This window comes from Micromonospora maritima, from assembly GCF_902825405.1.
Taxonomy (GTDB): Bacteria; Actinomycetota; Actinomycetes; order Mycobacteriales; family Micromonosporaceae; genus Micromonospora; species Micromonospora maritima.
Genome location: NZ_CADEAU010000059.1, coordinates 1 through 17,974, shown reverse-complemented (window position 1 = coordinate 17,974; position 17,974 = coordinate 1). Strand labels below are relative to the sequence as shown.

Below are 17,974 nucleotides of genomic sequence, written 5' to 3'. Positions count from 1 at the left end.
CGCCGCCGGGACGAGGCGGGCACACCGGACGCCGCGCTCAGCGTGGTCGACTCCGCCGGCCGTACCGTGTCCCTGGTCGACCCGGCCCGCGTCGCCGCCGTACCCCCGGAACGGCGGCCCTGGCTCGCGGTGGACCAGGTGGCCCGCGACCTGACCGCCCTGCCCACGCTGCCGGTCGGCGCGGACGGCGAGCGGGTGCTGGAGACCGTCCGCACCCACCCGGGCGCGCAGTACGTCGTGACGGCAGGCGAAGATGTGGTCGGCGTGCTGCACATCGCGGACCTCGCCCAGCTCCTCGAACCCAAACGGAAGACGAACACGTGACCGCAGAGACCTCCACCGTCCCGGCCCTGCCGCCCGTCCACCGGGGGCCGTTCCGGCCCGGCGACCGGGTCCAGCTGACCGACCCCAAGGGCCGGATGCACACCGTGACGCTGGAGCCCGGCAAGGAGTTCCACACCCACCGGGGGATCCTCAAGCACGACACGCTGATCGGGCTGCCCGACGGCAGCGTGGTCACCACCGCCGGCGGCGGCACCGCCTTCCTCGCGCTGCGTCCGCTGCTGTCGGACTACGTGCTGTCCATGCCGCGCGGCGCCCAGGTGATCTACCCGAAGGACTCGGCGCAGATCGTCGCGATGGGCGACATCTTCCCCGGCGCGAAGGTGCTGGAGGCCGGCGCCGGCTCGGGCGCGCTGTCCTGCTCGCTGCTGCGGGCCGTCGGCACCGAGGGCGAACTGCACTCGTTCGAGCTGCGCGACGACTTCGCCCAGATCGCCCGGCGCAACGTCGAGGCGTTCTTCAACGGTCCGCACCCGGCCTGGCGGCTGCACGTCGGCGACGTCGCCGACAGCACCGAGACCGGATTCGACCGGATCATCCTCGACATGCTCACACCGTGGGAGATGCTCGACATGGTCGAGCGGTCGCTGGTCCCCGGCGGTGTGCTGATCGGCTACGTGGCCACCACCCCGCAGCTGTCGGAGCTGGTCGAGGCGCTGCGTGAGCGCGGCGGCTGGACCGAGCCGCGCGCCTGGGAGTCGCTGGTGCGCGACTGGCACGCCGAGGGGCTGGCCGTGCGGCCGGACCACCGGATGATCGCGCACACCGCGTTCCTGGTCTCCGCGCGCAAGCTCGCCCCCGGGGTCACCGCGCCGCCGCGCCGGCGCAAGCCCAGCAAGGGCGCCGAGGCGTACGCGCAGCGCCGGGACGCCCTGCGCGCGGCGGCGGCGGCCCGCGCGGCGGAGGAACCGGAGCAGTCCTGACCCCCGCCGCGCGTACGACGGCGGGCGGGCGGATCATGTGTGCCCGTGGGGACGACGACACCGAAGTGGGTGGAGACGGTGGGCATGAGCGAGCGGATCGGAGCGCGCGACGGGCGGCGTGCCCGTCCCGGTCACCGGAGCCGACGGTGGCGCGCGGGCGGTGACGACCGTTCGGGTCGACGGGAGGTCGCGTGAGCAACCCCGGCTACGGCAACGGCGACCTGCCCGCGGTCTTCCCCGACTGGTCGCCCTACACCGACCTGGAGTCGGCGGCCCGGGCCTACCTGCGGGACCCCGACATCGCCCTGGAAGCGCTCGGCGGCGTGCTGCGTGGCGCCTCCGTCCTCGGTTTCACCCTGGAACGTTTCGTCAACGAGGTCAACGGGGTGTGGCAGGAGGTCGTCGTCTGCGACGGCAGCCGGCTGGTGCTCTGGCACGGCGAGGACGTCCCGCCGGGGGAGGGGCCACCGGGCGCGATGACCTCCTCACTGCGCGTGGTGCCGGTCTCCACCGTCACCGAGGTCGGCTGTCGGCGCCGCCTCACCCGGACCGACGACGGCACCGTCCGGGTCGACAGCATCGACGTCTACCTGCTGCTCAGCTCGCTGGACGAGGCGCCGCCCAGCGACGAGGTGGCGGGCACGCCCCGGCACGACGCGCTGCGCTTCGGCAAGACCCTCGACGACGGCGGCGCCGGCCAGATCGCCCGGCTGGAGGAGTTCGCCCGGCTGGTCGCCTCGGTGGTCGGCCGGCCCCTGCTCTGAGGCAGACGTACGACGGGGGCCGGGGACGACGTCCCCGGCCCCCGTCGGGTCCGTCTCCGCCTCAGTCCTCGGCCTCCGGGCCGGCCACCTCGACGCCGTCGCTGCCGCGCACGACGTGGATGCACTCGCCCGGGCACTCCTTCGCCGAGTCGATCACCTCGAGGCGCAGGTGCTCCGGCACGTCCACCCGGGCGCCGGCGGCCTGCCGCAGCTCGCCGTCCGGGCCCTTGACGTACGCCAGGCCGTCGACGTCGAACTCGAAGACCTCCGGCGCGTACTGCACGCAGAGCCCGTCACCGGTGCAGAGGTCCTGATCCACCCAGACCTGCAACTGGTCGGTCGCGACGTCGGTCACGAAGCACCCCCCATGTTCTCCCGTCCCACACTCCGACGGTACCCGAACGCCCGTACCCGCCCCGCGACCAGCCCTTGGCGATCAAGCTTCGGTGACGAGCGCGTTGCGGAGGACCGAATCGGGCTCATAGCGGCTAGTGTTAGGTCAGAACGTTCAAGCCCCCCGGGGAGGTGGGACGTGGCACGCAGCGACGACGCGGACTCGCGCGCCGCACGGTGGGAAAAGGAAGCCCACGATCTCTCCACGCAGGTCGCGTTCCTGCAAGAGGAACTCGCTCTGGTGCGGCGCAAGTTGACCGAAAGCCCCCGACACGTCCGGCAGCTCGAAGAGCGGCTGGCGGCCACCCAGGCACAGTTGGCGCGGCTGACCGAGAACAACGAACGGCTCGTGGGCACCCTCAAGGAGGCCCGCGCGCAGATCGTGACGCTCAAGGAGGAGATCGACCGTCTCGCCCAGCCGCCCAGTGGCTACGGCGTCTTCCTGGCCAAGCACGACGACGGCACGGTGGACGTGTTCACCGGCGGGCGCAAGCTCCGGGTGGCCGTCTCGCCCTCGCTGGAGGTCGACGAGCTGCGCCGGGGCCAGGAGGTCCTGCTCAACGACGCGCTCAACATCGTCGACGCGTTCGGCTACGAGCGGGTCGGCGAGGTGGTGATGCTCAAGGAGATCCTGGCCGGGCCCGACGGCGCTCCGGGTGACCGGGCGCTGGTGGTCTCGCACTCGGACGAGGAGCGCATCGTCCACCTCGCCGAGACCCTGATCGGCAGCGCGATCCGGGCCGGCGACTCGCTCATGATCGAACCCCGTTCGGCGTACGCGTACGAGCGGATTCCCAAGAGCGAGGTCGAGGAACTGGTCCTGGAGGAGGTGCCCGACGTCAACTACGAGGACATCGGTGGCCTCCACGCCCAGATCGAACAGATCCGCGACGCGGTGGAGCTGCCCTTCCTGCACGCCGACCTGTTCCGCGAGCACCAGCTCCGGCCGCCGAAGGGCATCCTGCTCTACGGCCCGCCCGGCTGCGGCAAGACGCTGATCGCCAAGGCGGTGGCCAACTCGCTGGCCAAGAAGATCGCCGAGCGGGAGGGCAAGGAGCGGCACACCAGCTTCTTCCTCAACATCAAGGGCCCGGAGCTGCTCAACAAGTACGTCGGCGAGACCGAGCGGCACATCCGGCTGATCTTCCAGCGGGCACGGGAGAAGGCCGGTGAGGGCACACCGGTGATCGTGTTCTTCGACGAGATGGACTCCGTGTTCCGCACCCGCGGCTCCGGCGTCTCCTCCGACGTGGAGAACACCATCGTCCCGCAGCTGCTCAGCGAGATCGACGGCGTGGAGGGCCTGGAGAACGTCATCGTCATCGGCGCCTCCAACCGGGAAGACATGATCGACCCGGCGATCCTGCGCCCCGGCCGACTCGACGTGAAGATCAAGATCGAGCGTCCGGACGCCGAGGCGGCCAAGGACATCTTCTCCAAGTACATCCTCGCCGGCCTGCCGCTGCACGCCGACGACCTGGCCGAACACGGCAGCGACCCGCAGGCCACGGTGGCCGCCATGATCGACGCGGTGGTCCTGCGGATGTACTCCGAGACCGAGGAGAACCGTTTCCTCGAGGTCACCTACGCCAACGGCGACAAGGAAGTCCTCTACTTCAAGGACTTCAACTCCGGCGCGATGATCCAGAACATCGTCGACCGGGGCAAGAAGATGGCCATCAAGGAGTTCCTCACCTCCGGACGCAAGGGGCTGCGCCTGCAGCACCTGCTCGACGCCTGCGTCGACGAGTTCCGGGAGAACGAGGATCTGCCCAACACCACCAACCCGGACGACTGGGCGCGCATCTCCGGCAAGAAGGGCGAGCGGATCGTCTACATCCGCACGCTCGTCTCCGGCGGCAAGGGCGCCGAGGCCGGCCGGTCCATCGAAACCGCCAGCAACACCGGTCAGTACCTCTGACCCGGGCCCACCGGGGCGGCGCCGCGCAGGCGCCGCCCCGGCCGGTCGCCGGCGGGGCCACGGAGACGGCCCGCGCCCGCTAGGGTGTCTGCCCGTGCGTAGAACACTCGCCCCGGCCCTGCTCGGTTGCCTGACGGTCCTGCTCGCCGCCTGCGGCACCACCACCGACACCGCCTCCGCGCCGACCACCTCGGCGTCCGCCTCCGCGCCCACCACCGCCGACGCGCCCGCCGCGATCCGGCAGGGCTTCCAGCGGAGCCTGGAGAAGACCCTCAAGATGGACGTCACCATCAAGGCGGGCAACCAGACCGTCACCATGCGATCGGCCGTCGAACCCACCACCGGCGCGATGACGCTCGACATGCGCACGCCCGAGCCGGTCAGCATGGTCGTCACCGCCGACGCCGTCTACGTCAAGCAGGACGAGTCCGACGGCAAGCCCTGGATGAAGCTCGACCGCAGCCGGCTCCGCCCCGACGGGCAGCTGGCACAGGGCCTCGACGTCCGGGCACAGGCCGGCATCCTCGGCGGAGTCGTCTCCGCCGAACCGGCCGGCGACGGCCGCTACACCGGCGTCGCCGACCCGGAGAAGGCCATCGCGGCGGCCTCCAGCGACAGCGAGAAGGCCACCCTGCGCAACGCGTTCAAGGTGCTCAAGACGAAGACCGTGCCGTTCCAGGCCACCCTGGACGCCGAAGGCCGGCTCACCCTGCTCACCTACACGTTCGACACCGCGGCCGGAACCATCGACAACGAGATGAAGATGCACAGCTTCGGCGAGCCGGTCACCATCACCGCGCCACCCGCGTCGCAGACCGAGGACGCCGCCGCCGAGGCGTACCGCTTCTTCTGACCATGGGTCCACCACGGCGGCGGCCAGACGGTCCACACCGCTCCGGCCGCCGTCGAGGACCGTCGCACGGCGCCCGCCGGGGCCCGGCGCGCCACCTACCGTCGAAGTGCCGACTACGCTCGACGTGACGGGGACCGGGACGGCGAGCGGAGCGGGCAGGTCGATGAGCGTCAGACGGATCATGGGCACCGAGGTCGAGTACGGCATCTCCGTGCCCGGTCAGGCCGGAGCCAACCCGATGGTCACCTCCTCGCAGGTGGTCAACGCGTACGGGGCCCGACCGGAACTCAACCGGGGCGGGCGGGCCCGCTGGGACTACGAGGAGGAGTCGCCGCTGCGCGACGCGCGCGGCTTCACCTACTCCGGGGCGGCCTACGACCCGGCCGAGGCGCTGGCCGACGAGGACCTCGGCCTGGCCAACGTCATACTCACCAACGGAGCGCGGCTCTACGTCGACCACGCCCACCCGGAATACTCCACCCCCGAGGTCACCAACCCCCTCGACGTGGTGCGGTGGGACAAGGCGGGGGAGCGGGTGATGGCCGAGGCGGCCCGCCGGGCGGCCACCATCCCGGGCACCCAACCCATCCACCTGTACAAGAACAACACCGACAACAAGGGTGCCAGCTACGGCGCGCACGAGAACTACCTGATGCGCCGGCAGACGCCCTTCGCCGACATCGTGGCGTACCTGACGCCGTTCTTCGTCACCCGACAGATCGTCTGCGGCGCGGGCCGCGTCGGCATCGGGCAGGACGGCGGCCAGAGCGGCTTCCAGATCTCCCAGCGCGCCGACTTCTTCGAGGTCGAGGTCGGGCTGGAGACCACGCTCAAGCGGCCCATCATCAACACCCGCGACGAGCCGCACGCCGACGCCGACAAGTACCGCCGCCTGCACGTCATCATCGGCGACGCCAACCTCTCCGAGATCTCCACGTTCCTCAAGGTCGGCACCACCTCGCTGATCCTCGCCATGATCGAGGAGAAGGCGCTCGGCGCGGACCTGGGCATCGCCGACCCGGTCGGGGAACTGCGCGCGGTCAGCCACGACCCGTCGCTGAAGCACCTGATGCGGATGCGGGACGGGCGCCGACTCACCGCGCTGGACGTGCAGTGGGCCTACCTGGAGCGGGTCCGTTCCTTCGTGGACGACCGCTACGGCCAGGACGTCGACGCGCAGACGGCCGACGTGCTCGACCGCTGGGAGAGCGTGCTGGACCGGCTCGGCCGGGACGCGTTCGAGTGCGCCGACGAGCTGGACTGGGTGGCCAAGCTGCGGCTGCTGGAGGGCTACCGCGAGCGGGAGAAGCTCGGCTGGGGCTCGCACAAGCTGCAACTGGTCGACCTCCAGTACTCCGACGTGCGACCGGAGAAGGGCCTCTACCACCGCCTGGTCCAGCGCGGCTCGATGAAGACACTGCTCAGCGACGAGCAGACCCGCACCGCGATGACCGAACCGCCGGAGGACACCCGGGCCTACTTCCGGGGCCGCTGCCTGGCGCAGTACGCCTCCGAGGTGGTCGCCGCGAGCTGGGACTCGGTCATCTTCGACGTGGGCCGGGAGTCGCTGGTCCGGGTGCCGATGATGGAGCCCGAACGGGGCACGCGCGCGCATGTCGGGCAGCTCTTCGACCGGTGCGAGAGCGCCAAGGACCTGCTGGAGATGCTCACCGGCGGCTGACCCGGATGCCGGAAGGCCCGTCGAGTGCCGGAACCCGGCGCGCGACGGGCCTTTCGTCGCTCCCGCGAGGTAAGTTGATCGCAGGCGATCGTGGAGGAGGCACCACCATGGCGACGCAAGAGGGTGGTCAGACCCAGTCCGGCAAGTCCCACGAGGAGGTCGAGGAGGTCACCGCACAGGCCAACCCCGAGGTGGCCGAGCGGCACGCCGAGATCACCGAGGACGTCGACGACCTGCTCGACGAGATCGACTCCGTCCTGGAGGAGAACGCAGAAGAATTTGTGAGAGGCTATGTACAAAAGGGCGGGGAGTAGGGCATAGCCGGGCAAATCGGACATGCCTAGAGCGCTTGACGACCGGGACGGTCGCCGCCGTTGTCCGGACTGCGGCGAGTGGAAGCCGCTCGAGGAGTTCTGCGCCAACAGTCGTCGCCCTGACGGTCGGGGCAGCTACTGCAAGCCGTGCTTCAACCTGCGCTCGAAGGCGAGCTACGCCAAGCGCTTGAAGGAGAAGCACGGGCGAGAGGTGCGGGAGTTGCCGGCCGTTCCGGAAGGTCACCGTCGTTGTCCGACATGCGGCGAGACGAAGGTGCTGGACGCCCTCCCGCGCAATCGGTCCGGGCGGGGTGGCTACGGCAGATACTGCAAGCCGTGCCACAACGAAAAGGGCAAGGAGACGAGGCTGCGCCTGTACGGCGGTAGCCGCGAATACCACCTGCGTCGCCGTTACGGGGTCGGGGAGAAGGAGTTCCAGGAGCTCCTGGCCGAGCAGGGCGGCGTGTGCGCGATCTGCCGGCGCCCCGATCCGGAACATCTGGACCACGATCATCGCACCGGCTGGGTGCGCGGGATACTCTGCTTCAACTGCAACGGCGGTCTCGGCCAGTTCACGGACGACCTCGACAACCTGGCCGGGGCGATCACATACCTGAGAGGAACCACGTGGCAGCGGGTTTTGATCCATCCGGGCGTCTTCCAGATGTGTTCACCAACGCGGGGACGTCCTCCTTCACAACGTTCCTGAGCAAGGTCGCCCCGGAGATGCTGCCCGGCCGTCGGCCGTTGCCGCCCGGCATGGCCGCCGACATGGCGCCGCACGCGACCACCATCGTGGCGATCGCGGCCGCCGGCGGCGTGGTCATGGCCGGCGACCGGCGCGCCACCATGGGCAACCTGATCGCCCAGCGTGACATCGAGAAGGTGCACCCGGCCGACGCGTACTCGCTCGTCGGCATCGCCGGCACCGCCGGCATCGGCATCGAGCTGATGCGACTGTTCCAGGTGGAGCTGGAGCACTACGAGAAGATCGAGGGCGCGATGCTCTCGCTCGACGGCAAGGCCAACCGGCTGGCCTCGATGATCCGCGGCAACCTGGGCGCGGCGATGCAGGGCCTGGCCGTGGTGCCGCTCTTCGCCGGCTTCGACCTGGCCGCGAGCGACCCGGCGCGGGCCGGCCGGATCTTCAGCTTCGACGTGACCGGCGGCCCCTACGAGGAGACCGGCTACGACGCGATCGGCTCGGGCTCGCTGTTCGCCAAGTCGGCCCTGAAGAAGCGCTTCCGGGCGGGCCTGTCGATCGACGACGCGACCCGGCTGGCCGTCGAGGCGCTCTACGACGCGGCGGACGACGACACCGCCACCGGCGGCCCCGACCTGACCCGGCGGATCTACCCGGTCGTGATGACCGCGACGGCCGACGGCACCCACCGGCTCACCGACGCCGAGACGGCGACGATCGCGGAGGGCGTGGTGTCCGGCCGGATGGAGAACCCCGGCGGCTGACGCCGCTTCCACCGTCCATCGAGTCAGCAGTCCCGCAAGAAGGAGAACCGCCGCCGTGGCCATGCAGTTCTACGCCTCGCCCGAGCAGATCATGCGCGACCGTTCCGAGCTGGCCCGCAAGGGCATCGCCCGGGGCCGCAGCGCGGTGGTCCTGAGCTACGACGGCGGGGTGCTCTTCGTCGCCGAGAACCTGTCCAGCACGTTGCACAAGGTCAGCGAGATCTACGACCGGATCGGCTTCGCCGCCGTCGGCCGCTACAACGAGTTCGAGAACCTGCGGCGCGCGGGCGTGCGGATGGCCGACCTCAACGGACTGAGCTACGACCGTCGGGACGTGACCGGCCTGGCGTTGGCCAACGCGTACGCGCAGACGTTGGGCGCGATCTTCACCGAGCAGTCGAAGCCGTTCGAGGTGGAGATCTGCGTTGCCGAGGTGGGCGCCACGCCGGACGACGACTCCCTCTACCGGGTGACCTACGACGGTTCGGTGAACGACGAGCCGGGCCGGATGGCGATGGGCGGTCAGGCCGAGGCGATCACCGGGGTGCTGAAGAACGAGCACCGGCCGGAGATGACGCTGTCCGAGGCGGTCCGCGCCGCCATGAAGGCGCTGAGCAGCGTCGGCGGCGAGGGCGGGGCGGCCCGCACCATCGCCGCGAACCAGCTCGAGGTGGCGGTCCTGGACCGGCGCCGGGTGGGGCGTACGTTCCGGCGGGTGACCGGCGCGGCGCTGACCGCGCTGCTGGACGGCGAGGCCGAGGGGGACGTCGCCCCGGCGCCGGGCCGGGCGAAGACGCCGACGGTGCCGACGGAGGAGGCGAAGAAGCCGACCACGTCGGCGGGTTCGGCCGATCTGGAGGGCAACGCGGAGGACAAGCCCGCCGAGTGACGTGCGCTTGCGGACCCCGCCACCTCGCCGAGGTGGCGGGGTCCTTCGCGTGCGGAGCCGCCACCTCCCCGATCTGCGCGGGGGAGATCGCAAGCGGTGAGCGTCGGCGCTGCCCATCGAGGGCTCCGGGCGGCTAGTGTCTCATCATGGAGCGGCGAATCTTCGGCCTCGAAACCGAGTACGGCGTCACCTGCACCTATCGCGGGCAGCGCCGGCTTTCCCCCGACGAGGTCGCGCGGTACCTGTTCCGGCGGGTGGTGTCGTGGGGCCGGTCGAGCAACGTGTTCCTGCGTAACGGTGCCCGCCTCTATCTGGACGTGGGCTCGCACCCGGAGTACGCGACACCCGAGTGCGACTCGGTGACCGACCTGGTGGCCCACGACCGGGCCGGTGAGCGGATCCTGGAGGGCCTGCTCGTCGACGCGGAGAAGCGGCTGCACGACGAGGGCATCGCGGGCGAGATCTATCTGTTCAAGAACAACACCGACTCGGCCGGCAACTCGTACGGCTGCCACGAGAACTACCTGGTGTCCCGGCACGGCGAGTTCGGCCGGCTGGCCGACGTGCTGATCCCGTTCCTGGTCACCAGGCAGTTGATCTGCGGCGCGGGCAAGGTGTTGCAGACGCCGCGTGGCGCGGTCTACTGCCTGTCCCAGCGGGCCGAGCACATCTGGGAGGGTGTCTCGTCGGCGACCACCCGCAGCCGGCCGATCATCAACACCCGGGACGAACCGCACGCGGACGCGGAGCGCTACCGCCGGCTGCACGTGATCGTCGGTGACTCGAACATGAACGAGGTCACCACGTTGCTGAAGGTCGGCACGGCCGACATCGTGCTGCGGATGATCGAGGCCGGGGTGGTGATGCGGGACCTGACGCTGGAGAACCCGATCCGGGCCATCCGCGAGGTGTCGCACGACATCACCGGCCGACGCAAGGTGCGCCTGTCCTCCGGCAAGGAGGTCTCGGCGCTGGAGATCCAGCAGGAATACCTGGCCAAGGCGACCGAGTTCGTGGAGCGCCGGGGCGGCGACCAGACCGCCAAGCGGGTGGTGGACCTGTGGGCGCGGGTGTTGCGGGCGGTGGAGACCGGCGACCTGGACCCGGTGGCCCGGGAGATCGACTGGATCACCAAGCTGAAGCTGATCGAGCGTTACCAGCGCAAGCACGACCTGCCGCTGTCGCACCCGCGGGTGGCGCAGATGGACCTGGCCTACCACGACCTGCGGCGCGGGCGGGGCCTGTACGGCCTGTTGGAGCGGCGGGGCGAGGTGGACCGGGTGGCCACCGACCCGGAGATCTTCGAGGCGAAGGAGACGCCGCCGCAGACCACCCGGGCGCGGCTGCGCGGCGAGTTCATCCGGCACGCGCAGGAGAAGCGGCGTGACTTCACGGTGGACTGGGTGCACCTGAAGTTGAACGACCAGGCGCAGCGCACGGTGCTGTGCAAGGACCCGTTCCGGGCGTACGACGAGCGGGTGGAGCGGTTGATCGCGAGCATGTGAGGTCGGTGGCGGCCGGTGCCGGGGGTGCCGGCCGCCGCGGCACCGGTACGCTGGCGTCGCCATGGACACTTCCGAACCGCAACCTCACGGCCGCGAGCCCGGCCGGACCTCCGGCCGCGAGCGCGACGGCGGCACCGAGAAGCTCAACTGGATCGACAGGCGGCGGGAGAAGATCCGCGCCGAGATCGAACGCAATCGCCGCGGTGAGTACACGGTGCCGACCTGGGTGCTGGCGCTGGCGCTGGCGCTGATCGTGGGCGTCTGGCTGGGCCTGATCTTCTTCCTGGGCTGAGGGCGTTCCCGGTCAGCGCAGCAGGCCGGCGGCGTACCGGCCGGCGGCGGCCGCGGCCAGGAAGTAGGCGTGGTCGGCGTCGAGCCCGCGACCCATCGTCGACAGCCCGACCGGGCTGGCCCGCAGCGCGGCGTCGAGGCCGTCGGTGAGCACGGTGACGATCCGGTGCCTGTCGGTCAGGGGCGCGAGCGCCGCGGTCACGTCGGCGGCCAGGTCGGGGTCGAGGCCGTCGGGCACGACCAGCTCCGCGGGGGCCAGCGCCACCCGCCCGTACGCGGTGAGGCTGTGGTGCGAGACGCCCCGGTGCCGGGGGCGGGGGTCGGCCGCGGAGATCCGTAGTGAGCCGACCGCGCGTCCGCCCAGCGTGGCGACGGCGTTGACGGCCTCGCCGACGGCCACGCCGGAGAAGCCCCAGCGGGTGCCGGTGCCCAGGTTGCCCGGCCCCTGCGCGACGATCGCCAGGTCGGCGTCGAGCACGTGCCGGGCGGCGAGCAGGCCGCTGTGCAGCGTGCTGGCTTCCAGGTCGCCGCCGAACGCCTGGCCCACACTGACCGTGCCGACGAGCCGGTCGGCGAGGCCGGCAAGCGTGCGGGAGAACCAGGCCGGCAGCGCGCCGCCGTCGGTGAGCAGGTAGGCGACCCGGGCGCGGGGGGCGTCGGCGTGCACGCCGGCGAGGATCGCCGGCAGCGCGGAGTGCAGGTCGGCGGTGACCACCGGCATCCCGTCGACGGACTCGGCGGCGGCCAGCCGGTCGTGGTGCGGGGAGGCCTCCTCGTCCACGCCGAGCAGGATCGGTTGCAACGGCGTGTAGCGGGCCTTGACCAGGTGCCCGGCGTCGCGGGTGTCGCCGGCCCGGGGCGGGTCGGCGGGCAGCCGGTCGGGCAGCGCGACGACCAGGGCGTAGCCGCCGGTGCCGAGGCCCATCAACAGCGCGCCGGCGTTGAGCAGCACCCGGTCGCCGGGTTGCGGGTCGCCGACCAGGGCCGGGTAGGCCAGCGCGCGCATCCGGGCGCCGTCGGGCAGGTCCACGTCGAGTTCGACGGCGCCTGTCCACCGTCGCCGTACCGTCGTGACCGTGCCGGACCGCCATCGCACCATGTCGGCACGCTATCGGCCGGCGTCGGGGCGGGCCGAGGCCGGGTCAGCCGTCCCGGCCGGGCGGGTACTCCTCCTGGGTGGTCCGGGCGCGCCCGCCGGTCCGGCGGGACCGGGTGGGGTCGAGGAAGACGTACGCGATCTCCGGGAACCGGTCGGTGAGCCGGCGTTCGGCCTCGTCGGAGGCGGCCTCGATGTCGGCTCCGGTGGCCTCGTCGCGGAAGTCGACCTTGGCGGCGACGAGGATGTCCTCCGGGCCGAGGAACATGGTCATCAGCGTGTCGACGCGGTCCACGGTCGGCACCGCCGCCAGCTCCCGTTCGATCTGGCGGTGCACCCGTTCCGAGACGGCGCGACCGACCAGCAGCGAGATGTTGCTGCGGGCCAGGATGCCGGCGACGACCAGCAGCAGCGCGCCGATGAGGATGGAGGCGATCCCGTCGTAGAGTTCGTCGCCGGTGAGGTGCGACAGGGTGAGCCCGGCGGCGGCGATGAGCAGGCCGATCAGGGCGGCGGTGTCCTCCAGGAAGACGGCCTTGACGGTGGTGTCGGCGGTCAGCCGCAGGTAGCGGCGGGGGGTCGCGCGCCAGCGGCGGGACTCCCGGCGTACCTGCCGCACCGCCCGGGCCAGGGACACCGACTCGATGGCGAACGAGACCGCCAGCACCACGTACGAGATCAGGTAGTCGCCGGTGTGCTCGTGCACGAGGATCGTGGTGACGCCGTGGGTGATGGCGAAGCCGGCGCCCGCGACGAAGGTGAACAGCGCGGCGAGGAACGCCCAGACGTAGCTCTCCTTGCCGTACCCGAAGGGGTGCCGGGTGTCGGCGGGCCGCGCGCCCCGCCGCAGCGCCAGGTAGAGCAGCACCTCGGTGGTGGTGTCGGCCACCGAGTGGGCGGCCTCGGAGAGCATCGCGGCGGAGCCGGAGATCAGGCCCGCGACCAGCTTGGCGACCGCGATGGCGAGGTTCGCCGCGCCGGCCACCACGACCGTGCCGACGCTCTCGGACTTGACTTCCGCATCCGCCATGCGATCACCCTAGGGCGGGCTCCGTCCGGCCGCGCGGCGGAGACGAACGGGTGGATGGCCGCGCCGCGCCCGCGCGGGTGCCCGCGTCGGACGCGCGGGCTGCTAGCGTTTGCTCGTGTCCCGGACCCGTACCGAACGCCTGGTCAACCTGGTGATCTGCCTGCTGTCCACGCGGCGTTTCCTGACCGCCGCGCAGATCGCCGCGACCGTGCCCGGCTACGAGCACGACCCGGAGGACGCCAAGGACCACGAGGCGTTCCAGCGCAAGTTCGAGCGGGACAAGGCCGAGTTGCGGGAACTGGGGGTGCCGCTGGAGACGGGCACGGCCAGCGTCTTCGACGCCGAGCCGGGCTACCGGATCGCCCACCGGGAATACGCGTTGCCCGACATCCCGCTCGAACCTGACGAGGCCGCCGCGGTGGGGATCGCCGCCCGGCTGTGGCAGCACGCCGGCCTGGCCGCCGCCGCGTCCTCCGGCCTGGCGAAGCTGCGGGCCGCCGGCATCGACGTGGATCCGCAGGCCACGCTGGGCCTGGAGCCGATGGTGACGGTCGACCCGGCGTTCGCGCCGCTGACCGCCGCCGCGCGGGACCGGCGCGAGGTCAGCTTCGACTACCGGGTGCCCGACCGGGACGCGCCGACCCGCCGCCGGGTGCAGCCGTGGGGCGTGGTCTGCTGGCGCGGCCGGTGGTACGTGGTCGGTCACGACCTCGACCGCGCGGCGACCCGCTGCTTCCGGCTGTCCCGGGTGGTCGGCGCGGTCCGCGCGACAGGTGACGCCGGCGCCTACGAGCCGCCCGCCGGGGTGGACCTGATCAGCCACGTGGCCCGCTGGTCCGGCCCGGTGGAGCGCACCGGCCGGGCCACCGTGCTGGCCGCGCCGGGCCGCGCCGCCGGGCTGCGCCGCTGGGCGGTGGAGAGCGAGGCCGGCCCGGACGGCGACCGGCTGGTCCTGCCGTACGCCGACGCCGACTTCCTGGCCGGTCAGATCGTCGGGTACGGCCCGGACGTGCGGGTGCTCGAACCGCCGGAGGTGCGGGAGGCGGTCATCCAGCGGTTGAAGGAGGTCGCCGCCCGGCACGACGAGCTGGCGGTGGCCGGCGGGAGTGCCCGGTGACCCGCCCGGCGGCCCGTGCCGGCCGCGCCTCCGCCGACCGGCTGGCCCGGCTGCTCAACCTGGTGCCCTACCTGCTGGCCCGCCCGGGCATCGAGATCGCCGAGGCGGCACACGACCTCGGCGTGACCGAGCGGCAGCTCCGTGAGGACCTGGAGCTGCTCTGGGTGTGCGGGCTGCCCGGTTACGGCCCCGGTGACCTGATCGACATGGCGTTCGACGGCGACCGGGTGACCATCACCTACGACGCCGGCATCGACCGTCCGCTGCGGCTCACCCCGGACGAGGCGTTGGCCCTGGTGGTGGCGTTGCGGATGCTCGCCGAGACGCCAGGGGTGGCCAACCGGGAGGCGGTCGAGCGGGCGCTGGCCAAGATCGAAAGCGCCGCGGGTGACCTGGCCGGAGCGCCGGTCGAGGTCCGGCTGCCCGGCGACACCGCCCGGGTACGCGAACTGCGCGCCGCCGTCGAGCGGGGTCGGGCGTTGCGGATCACCTACTACACGCCGGCCCGGGACGAGACCACCGAGCGCACCATCGACCCGCTGCGGATGCTGATGGTCGGCGGCCGGGCGTACGTGGAGGCGTGGTGCCGTCGGGCCGAGGCGGTCCGGCTGTTCCGGGCCGACCGGATCGACGCGGTCACCGAGCTGCCGGAGCAGGCCGTGGTGCCGCCGCAGGCCCGCCCGCACGACCTCAGCGACGGCGTGTTCCGGCCCTCGGCCGACCTGCCGCTGATCACCCTGCGCATCGGCCGGGGCGAGCGGTGGATCACCGAATACTATCCGTGCGAGCGGGTCGAGGCCGACGGCGAGCAGTGGCTGGTGTCGCTGCGGGTCACCGACCTGGGCTGGGCCCGCCGGTTCGTGCTCGGGCTGGGCCCGGAGGCGACCGTGGTGGCCCCGGCCGAGCTGGCCGAGCAGGTCCGCGCCCAGGCCGTCGCCGCGCTCGACGCGTACGCCACCCCGGCCGGCAGCGCCGACCCGGCGGCCACCGCCGTCACCCGCTAGGCTGACCGCCGTGGTGATGTGGATCGTGCTCGGGGTCGTGGTGTTCGCGCTGGTCGTGCTGGCCCTGGCGGTCCGTCCGGTGGTGGCGCGGCTGCCCCGGTTGCGCCGCTCGGCGCTGGCGTTGCAGCGCCGGGCGACCGAGGCGGAGTCGCTGCGCTCGGCCGCCGAGGAGTTGCAGGCGCGGGCCGAGTCGTTGCAGGAGCGGGCGGCCGTGGCGCAGGACCGGATCGCGTTGATCAAGGCCAGGCGCGGCGAGTGATCGACATCTGTCGGTCCGGCGGGCGATAGCTGCGCGATCCGGGTCGATTGCGCGCACGAATGCGCCCCCGTGGGTGGTTGACGGGACAACTCGGGTTGGTCGAGACTTCACCGGCCGGCCCGCACCAGCAGGCCCGCCGGGGGTGGCAAGCCGCTTCGACGCACGTACGATGGGCGGCGACCCCACCCTCACCGACACAGAGCGACTGGAGCTTCCCATGGGTGCCCTCAAGCCGTGGCACATCGCCGTACTCGTGGTCGTGCTGATCCTTCTGTTCGGCGCGAAGCGGCTCCCCGACGCGGCCCGCTCGCTGGGCCGTTCGCTGCGGATCATCAAGGCCGAGACGAAGAGCCTGCACGACGACGACCGCGACCTGGCCGAGAAGGCCGACGCGCAGAACGGCTACCAGCCGCTCCCGCCGCAGCAGCCGATCCAGGGCCAGCAGCAGTACGCGCCGCAGCCGGGCTACGCGCCGCAGCCGCAGCCGGGCTACGCCCCGCAGCCGCAGCAGCCGGTGGCCCCGCCGGTCGACCCGGTGCAGCGCGTCCGCGAGAACTGATCCGGAAGGGCCCCCACCACCGTGGCCTTCGCGTTGAGGAAGCGCGGCCCGAGCACGTTCGAACGCGCGGCCGACGGCTCCATGACCCTCATGGAGCACATCCGGGAGTTGCGTAACCGGCTGTTCCGGGCGTCGCTGGCGATCCTGGTCGGCTTCGGCTTCGGCATCTGGCTGGCCACGCCGGTCCGGGTGCTGCTCTCGAAGCCCTACTGCGACCTGCCGCAGTCGATCGACCCGCTGACCGGCAAGTGCAAGTTCGTGCAGCTCGGCGTCGCCGACGTCTTCCTGCTGAACCTGAAGATCGGCCTCTGGGTGGGCCTGATCATCGCGGCCCCGATCTGGCTCTACCAGCTCTGGGCGTTCATCGCGCCCGGCCTGCACCGGCACGAGCGGCGTTACGCCTACATCTTCACCGGGCTGGCGGCCCCGCTGTTCGCCGCCGGCGCGGTGCTGGCGTTCTTCGTCACCACCAAGGGCCTCGAGTTCCTGCTCAACGTCTCCGGCGACGACATCGCGACGAACCTCGAGGTGACCCGCTACATCTCGTTCGTCACGAACCTGATCCTGCTGTTCGGCGTCGCGTTCGAGTTCCCGCTGATCGTGCTGATGCTCAACTTCGTCGGCCTGGCCAGCGCCAAGCGGCTGCTGAGCTGGTGGCGGGTGGCGATCTTCGTGTTCTTCGCGTTCTCCGCGGTGGTCACGCCGACGCCGGACCCGTTCGGCATGACCGCGCTGGCGCTCTGCCTCTCCGCGCTCTACTTCGCCGCGGTCGGGGTGGCGTTCCTCAACGACCGGCGGCGCGGGCGTGGGCAGGAGGTCTACGCGGGCATCGCCGACGACGAGGTCTCGCCGTTGGACCTGTCGAGCGAGCCCGTACCGACCGGTGCCCGGATCGAGGCGTCCGCCCCGATCGCGGCACCCGAGCCGGTCGCCGCTCCGGCGCCGATCGAACGCCGCTACGACGACATGACCTGACCGGTCCATCGCGCCGTACCGCGAACGCCGTCCCTGGCAACGGGGACGGCGTTCGTACCTCCCGGTCCGCAGGCAGGCACCTCGCGGTGCCCTCCCGGCATTCCTCGCCTGGTGGTCCGGGGGCGGAACCAGATCGGCGAAGTGGCGGTATCAGGGGTGCGGTGATGCCGCCACCTCGGGGACCTGGTGTTGATCATGACACCCGGGTCGGGCCGAACGGGGCCAGGCGGTGCGGCCCGAACCCGGGGGGTCAGGCGATGCGGCGGGCCGCGTCGGGTCGGGCCGCGGGGACCGCATCGGGGTGCAGGATCGCCGCGATCGTCTCCGCGCCGTCGACCAGGCGCGGGCCGGCCCGCACGATCAGCCCGTCCGCGTCCAGCGCCCACACCTCCGCGCCCGGGAAGTGCCCGGCCACCGTGGCCGCCTGGTCGGCGGCCCCGTCGAGGTGGAAGCCGCACGGCGCGACGAGCACCACTTCGGGACGTGCCGCCCGCAGGTCGGCCCAGGTGGTCGGCGCGGAGCGGGCGCCGGGGTGGGTGGCCACCGGCTCGCCGCCGGCGACGTCGACCAGGTCCGGGATCCAGTGGCCGG

20 protein-coding genes and 1 pseudogene are annotated in these 17,974 nt (G+C 72.0%); 17 read left to right on the top strand and 4 right to left on the bottom strand.

The features are described from left to right. The 3 genes and pseudogenes from HUW36_RS09115 to HUW36_RS09105 form a co-directional block, all read left to right on the top strand. Positions 1 to 324: pseudogene (locus HUW36_RS09115) on the top strand (peptidase M50); the annotation flags it as partial. Continuing rightward, on the top strand, positions 321 to 1,265 hold the full coding sequence (locus tag HUW36_RS09110) for a tRNA (adenine-N1)-methyltransferase (protein ID WP_091575186.1): 945 nt from the start codon (positions 321 to 323) through the stop codon (positions 1,263 to 1,265). The pseudogene HUW36_RS09115 and the gene HUW36_RS09110, both read left to right, overlap by 4 nt. Positions 1,266 to 1,456: 191 nt before the next feature. Beyond that, the gene (locus tag HUW36_RS09105; protein WP_174527725.1) at positions 1,457 to 2,029 is read left to right on the top strand and encodes a hypothetical protein; all 573 of its coding nucleotides are present in this window, start codon (positions 1,457 to 1,459) and stop codon (positions 2,027 to 2,029) included. A gap of 61 nt (positions 2,030 to 2,090) precedes the next feature. Here HUW36_RS09105 and HUW36_RS09100 read toward each other — a convergent pair whose 3' ends face one another. Continuing rightward, a complete protein-coding gene (locus HUW36_RS09100; RefSeq protein ID WP_091575181.1) occupies positions 2,091 to 2,384 on the bottom strand; it encodes a ferredoxin in 294 nt (97 codons plus the stop codon). A 177-nt stretch (positions 2,385 to 2,561) separates the two neighbouring features. On the opposite strand from HUW36_RS09100, the gene arc reads away from it, so the two are divergent. The 9 genes from arc (at position 2,562) to HUW36_RS09055 (ending at position 11,344) form a co-directional block, all read left to right on the top strand. Further along, a complete protein-coding gene (arc, locus tag HUW36_RS09095) occupies positions 2,562 to 4,343 on the top strand; it encodes a proteasome ATPase (RefSeq protein ID WP_174527724.1) in 1,782 nt (593 codons plus the stop codon). 94 nt (positions 4,344 to 4,437) lie between these two features. Beyond that, complete coding sequence (locus HUW36_RS09090) at positions 4,438 to 5,196, top strand: hypothetical protein (RefSeq protein ID WP_174527723.1); 759 nt, start codon at positions 4,438 to 4,440, stop codon at positions 5,194 to 5,196. A 163-nt stretch (positions 5,197 to 5,359) separates the two neighbouring features. After that, positions 5,360 to 6,877 (top strand): depupylase/deamidase Dop, encoded by a 1,518-nt coding sequence (gene dop, locus HUW36_RS09085; protein WP_343044303.1) that lies wholly within the window; start codon positions 5,360 to 5,362, stop codon positions 6,875 to 6,877. A 107-nt stretch (positions 6,878 to 6,984) separates the two neighbouring features. Further along, on the top strand, positions 6,985 to 7,191 hold the full coding sequence (locus tag HUW36_RS09080) for a ubiquitin-like protein Pup (protein ID WP_046562769.1): 207 nt from the start codon (positions 6,985 to 6,987) through the stop codon (positions 7,189 to 7,191). Positions 7,192 to 7,213: 22 nt separating this feature from the next. Then, the gene (locus HUW36_RS09075; protein ID WP_174527722.1) at positions 7,214 to 7,900 is read left to right on the top strand and encodes an endonuclease VII domain-containing protein; all 687 of its coding nucleotides are present in this window, start codon (positions 7,214 to 7,216) and stop codon (positions 7,898 to 7,900) included. Next, positions 7,819 to 8,658 (top strand): proteasome subunit beta, encoded by an 840-nt coding sequence (prcB, locus tag HUW36_RS09070; RefSeq protein WP_172967792.1) that lies wholly within the window; start codon positions 7,819 to 7,821, stop codon positions 8,656 to 8,658. The genes HUW36_RS09075 and prcB overlap by 82 nt, the downstream gene beginning before the upstream one ends. Positions 8,659 to 8,713: 55 nt before the next feature. Beyond that, on the top strand, positions 8,714 to 9,547 hold the full coding sequence (gene prcA, locus HUW36_RS09065) for a proteasome subunit alpha (protein WP_174527721.1): 834 nt from the start codon (positions 8,714 to 8,716) through the stop codon (positions 9,545 to 9,547). 146 nt (positions 9,548 to 9,693) lie between these two features. Further along, positions 9,694 to 11,052: a Pup--protein ligase gene (pafA, locus tag HUW36_RS09060; RefSeq protein ID WP_091575167.1), complete on the top strand. Its 1,359-nt coding sequence runs from the start codon at positions 9,694 to 9,696 to the stop codon at positions 11,050 to 11,052. A gap of 61 nt (positions 11,053 to 11,113) precedes the next feature. After that, entirely contained in the window at positions 11,114 to 11,344 is a 231-nt protein-coding gene (locus HUW36_RS09055) for a hypothetical protein (RefSeq protein ID WP_174527714.1), read from the top strand. Between the two features lie 12 nt (positions 11,345 to 11,356). Here the strand turns inward: HUW36_RS09055 and HUW36_RS09050 are convergent, their stop codons facing one another. Together HUW36_RS09050 and HUW36_RS09045 are read right to left on the bottom strand one after the other, a co-directional pair. Continuing rightward, positions 11,357 to 12,442: a DUF3866 family protein gene (locus HUW36_RS09050; protein ID WP_174527720.1), complete on the bottom strand. Its 1,086-nt coding sequence runs from the start codon at positions 12,440 to 12,442 to the stop codon at positions 11,357 to 11,359. Positions 12,443 to 12,485: 43 nt separating this feature from the next. After that, positions 12,486 to 13,469: a cation diffusion facilitator family transporter gene (locus HUW36_RS09045; RefSeq protein ID WP_174527719.1), complete on the bottom strand. Its 984-nt coding sequence runs from the start codon at positions 13,467 to 13,469 to the stop codon at positions 12,486 to 12,488. A 115-nt stretch (positions 13,470 to 13,584) separates the two neighbouring features. On the opposite strand from HUW36_RS09045, the gene HUW36_RS09040 reads away from it, so the two are divergent. The 5 genes from HUW36_RS09040 to tatC all read left to right on the top strand — a co-directional run bounded on the left by HUW36_RS09040 (position 13,585) and on the right by tatC (position 17,383). Further along, the gene (locus tag HUW36_RS09040; RefSeq protein ID WP_174527718.1) at positions 13,585 to 14,586 is read left to right on the top strand and encodes a helix-turn-helix transcriptional regulator; all 1,002 of its coding nucleotides are present in this window, start codon (positions 13,585 to 13,587) and stop codon (positions 14,584 to 14,586) included. Further along, positions 14,583 to 15,590, top strand: coding sequence for a helix-turn-helix transcriptional regulator (locus HUW36_RS09035; RefSeq protein ID WP_174527717.1), 1,008 nt, complete (start codon positions 14,583 to 14,585; stop codon positions 15,588 to 15,590). Before HUW36_RS09040 ends, HUW36_RS09035 begins: the two co-directional genes overlap by 4 nt. 16 nt (positions 15,591 to 15,606) lie before the next feature. Beyond that, positions 15,607 to 15,849 (top strand): hypothetical protein, encoded by a 243-nt coding sequence (locus tag HUW36_RS09030; protein WP_425487228.1) that lies wholly within the window; start codon positions 15,607 to 15,609, stop codon positions 15,847 to 15,849. Positions 15,850 to 16,066: 217 nt separating this feature from the next. Continuing rightward, entirely contained in the window at positions 16,067 to 16,408 is a 342-nt protein-coding gene (gene tatA / locus HUW36_RS09025; protein WP_091575150.1) for a Sec-independent protein translocase subunit TatA, read from the top strand. 21 nt (positions 16,409 to 16,429) lie between these two features. After that, positions 16,430 to 17,383 carry a twin-arginine translocase subunit TatC gene (tatC, locus tag HUW36_RS09020; RefSeq protein WP_174527715.1) on the top strand — a complete coding sequence of 318 codons (954 nt, stop codon included), beginning with the start codon at positions 16,430 to 16,432 and terminating at the stop codon, positions 17,381 to 17,383. A 250-nt stretch (positions 17,384 to 17,633) separates the two neighbouring features. Here tatC and HUW36_RS09015 read toward each other — a convergent pair. Beyond that, positions 17,634 to 17,974: TroA family protein (locus HUW36_RS09015; RefSeq protein WP_484502584.1), on the bottom strand; the 341-nt coding region annotated here is incomplete at its 5' end.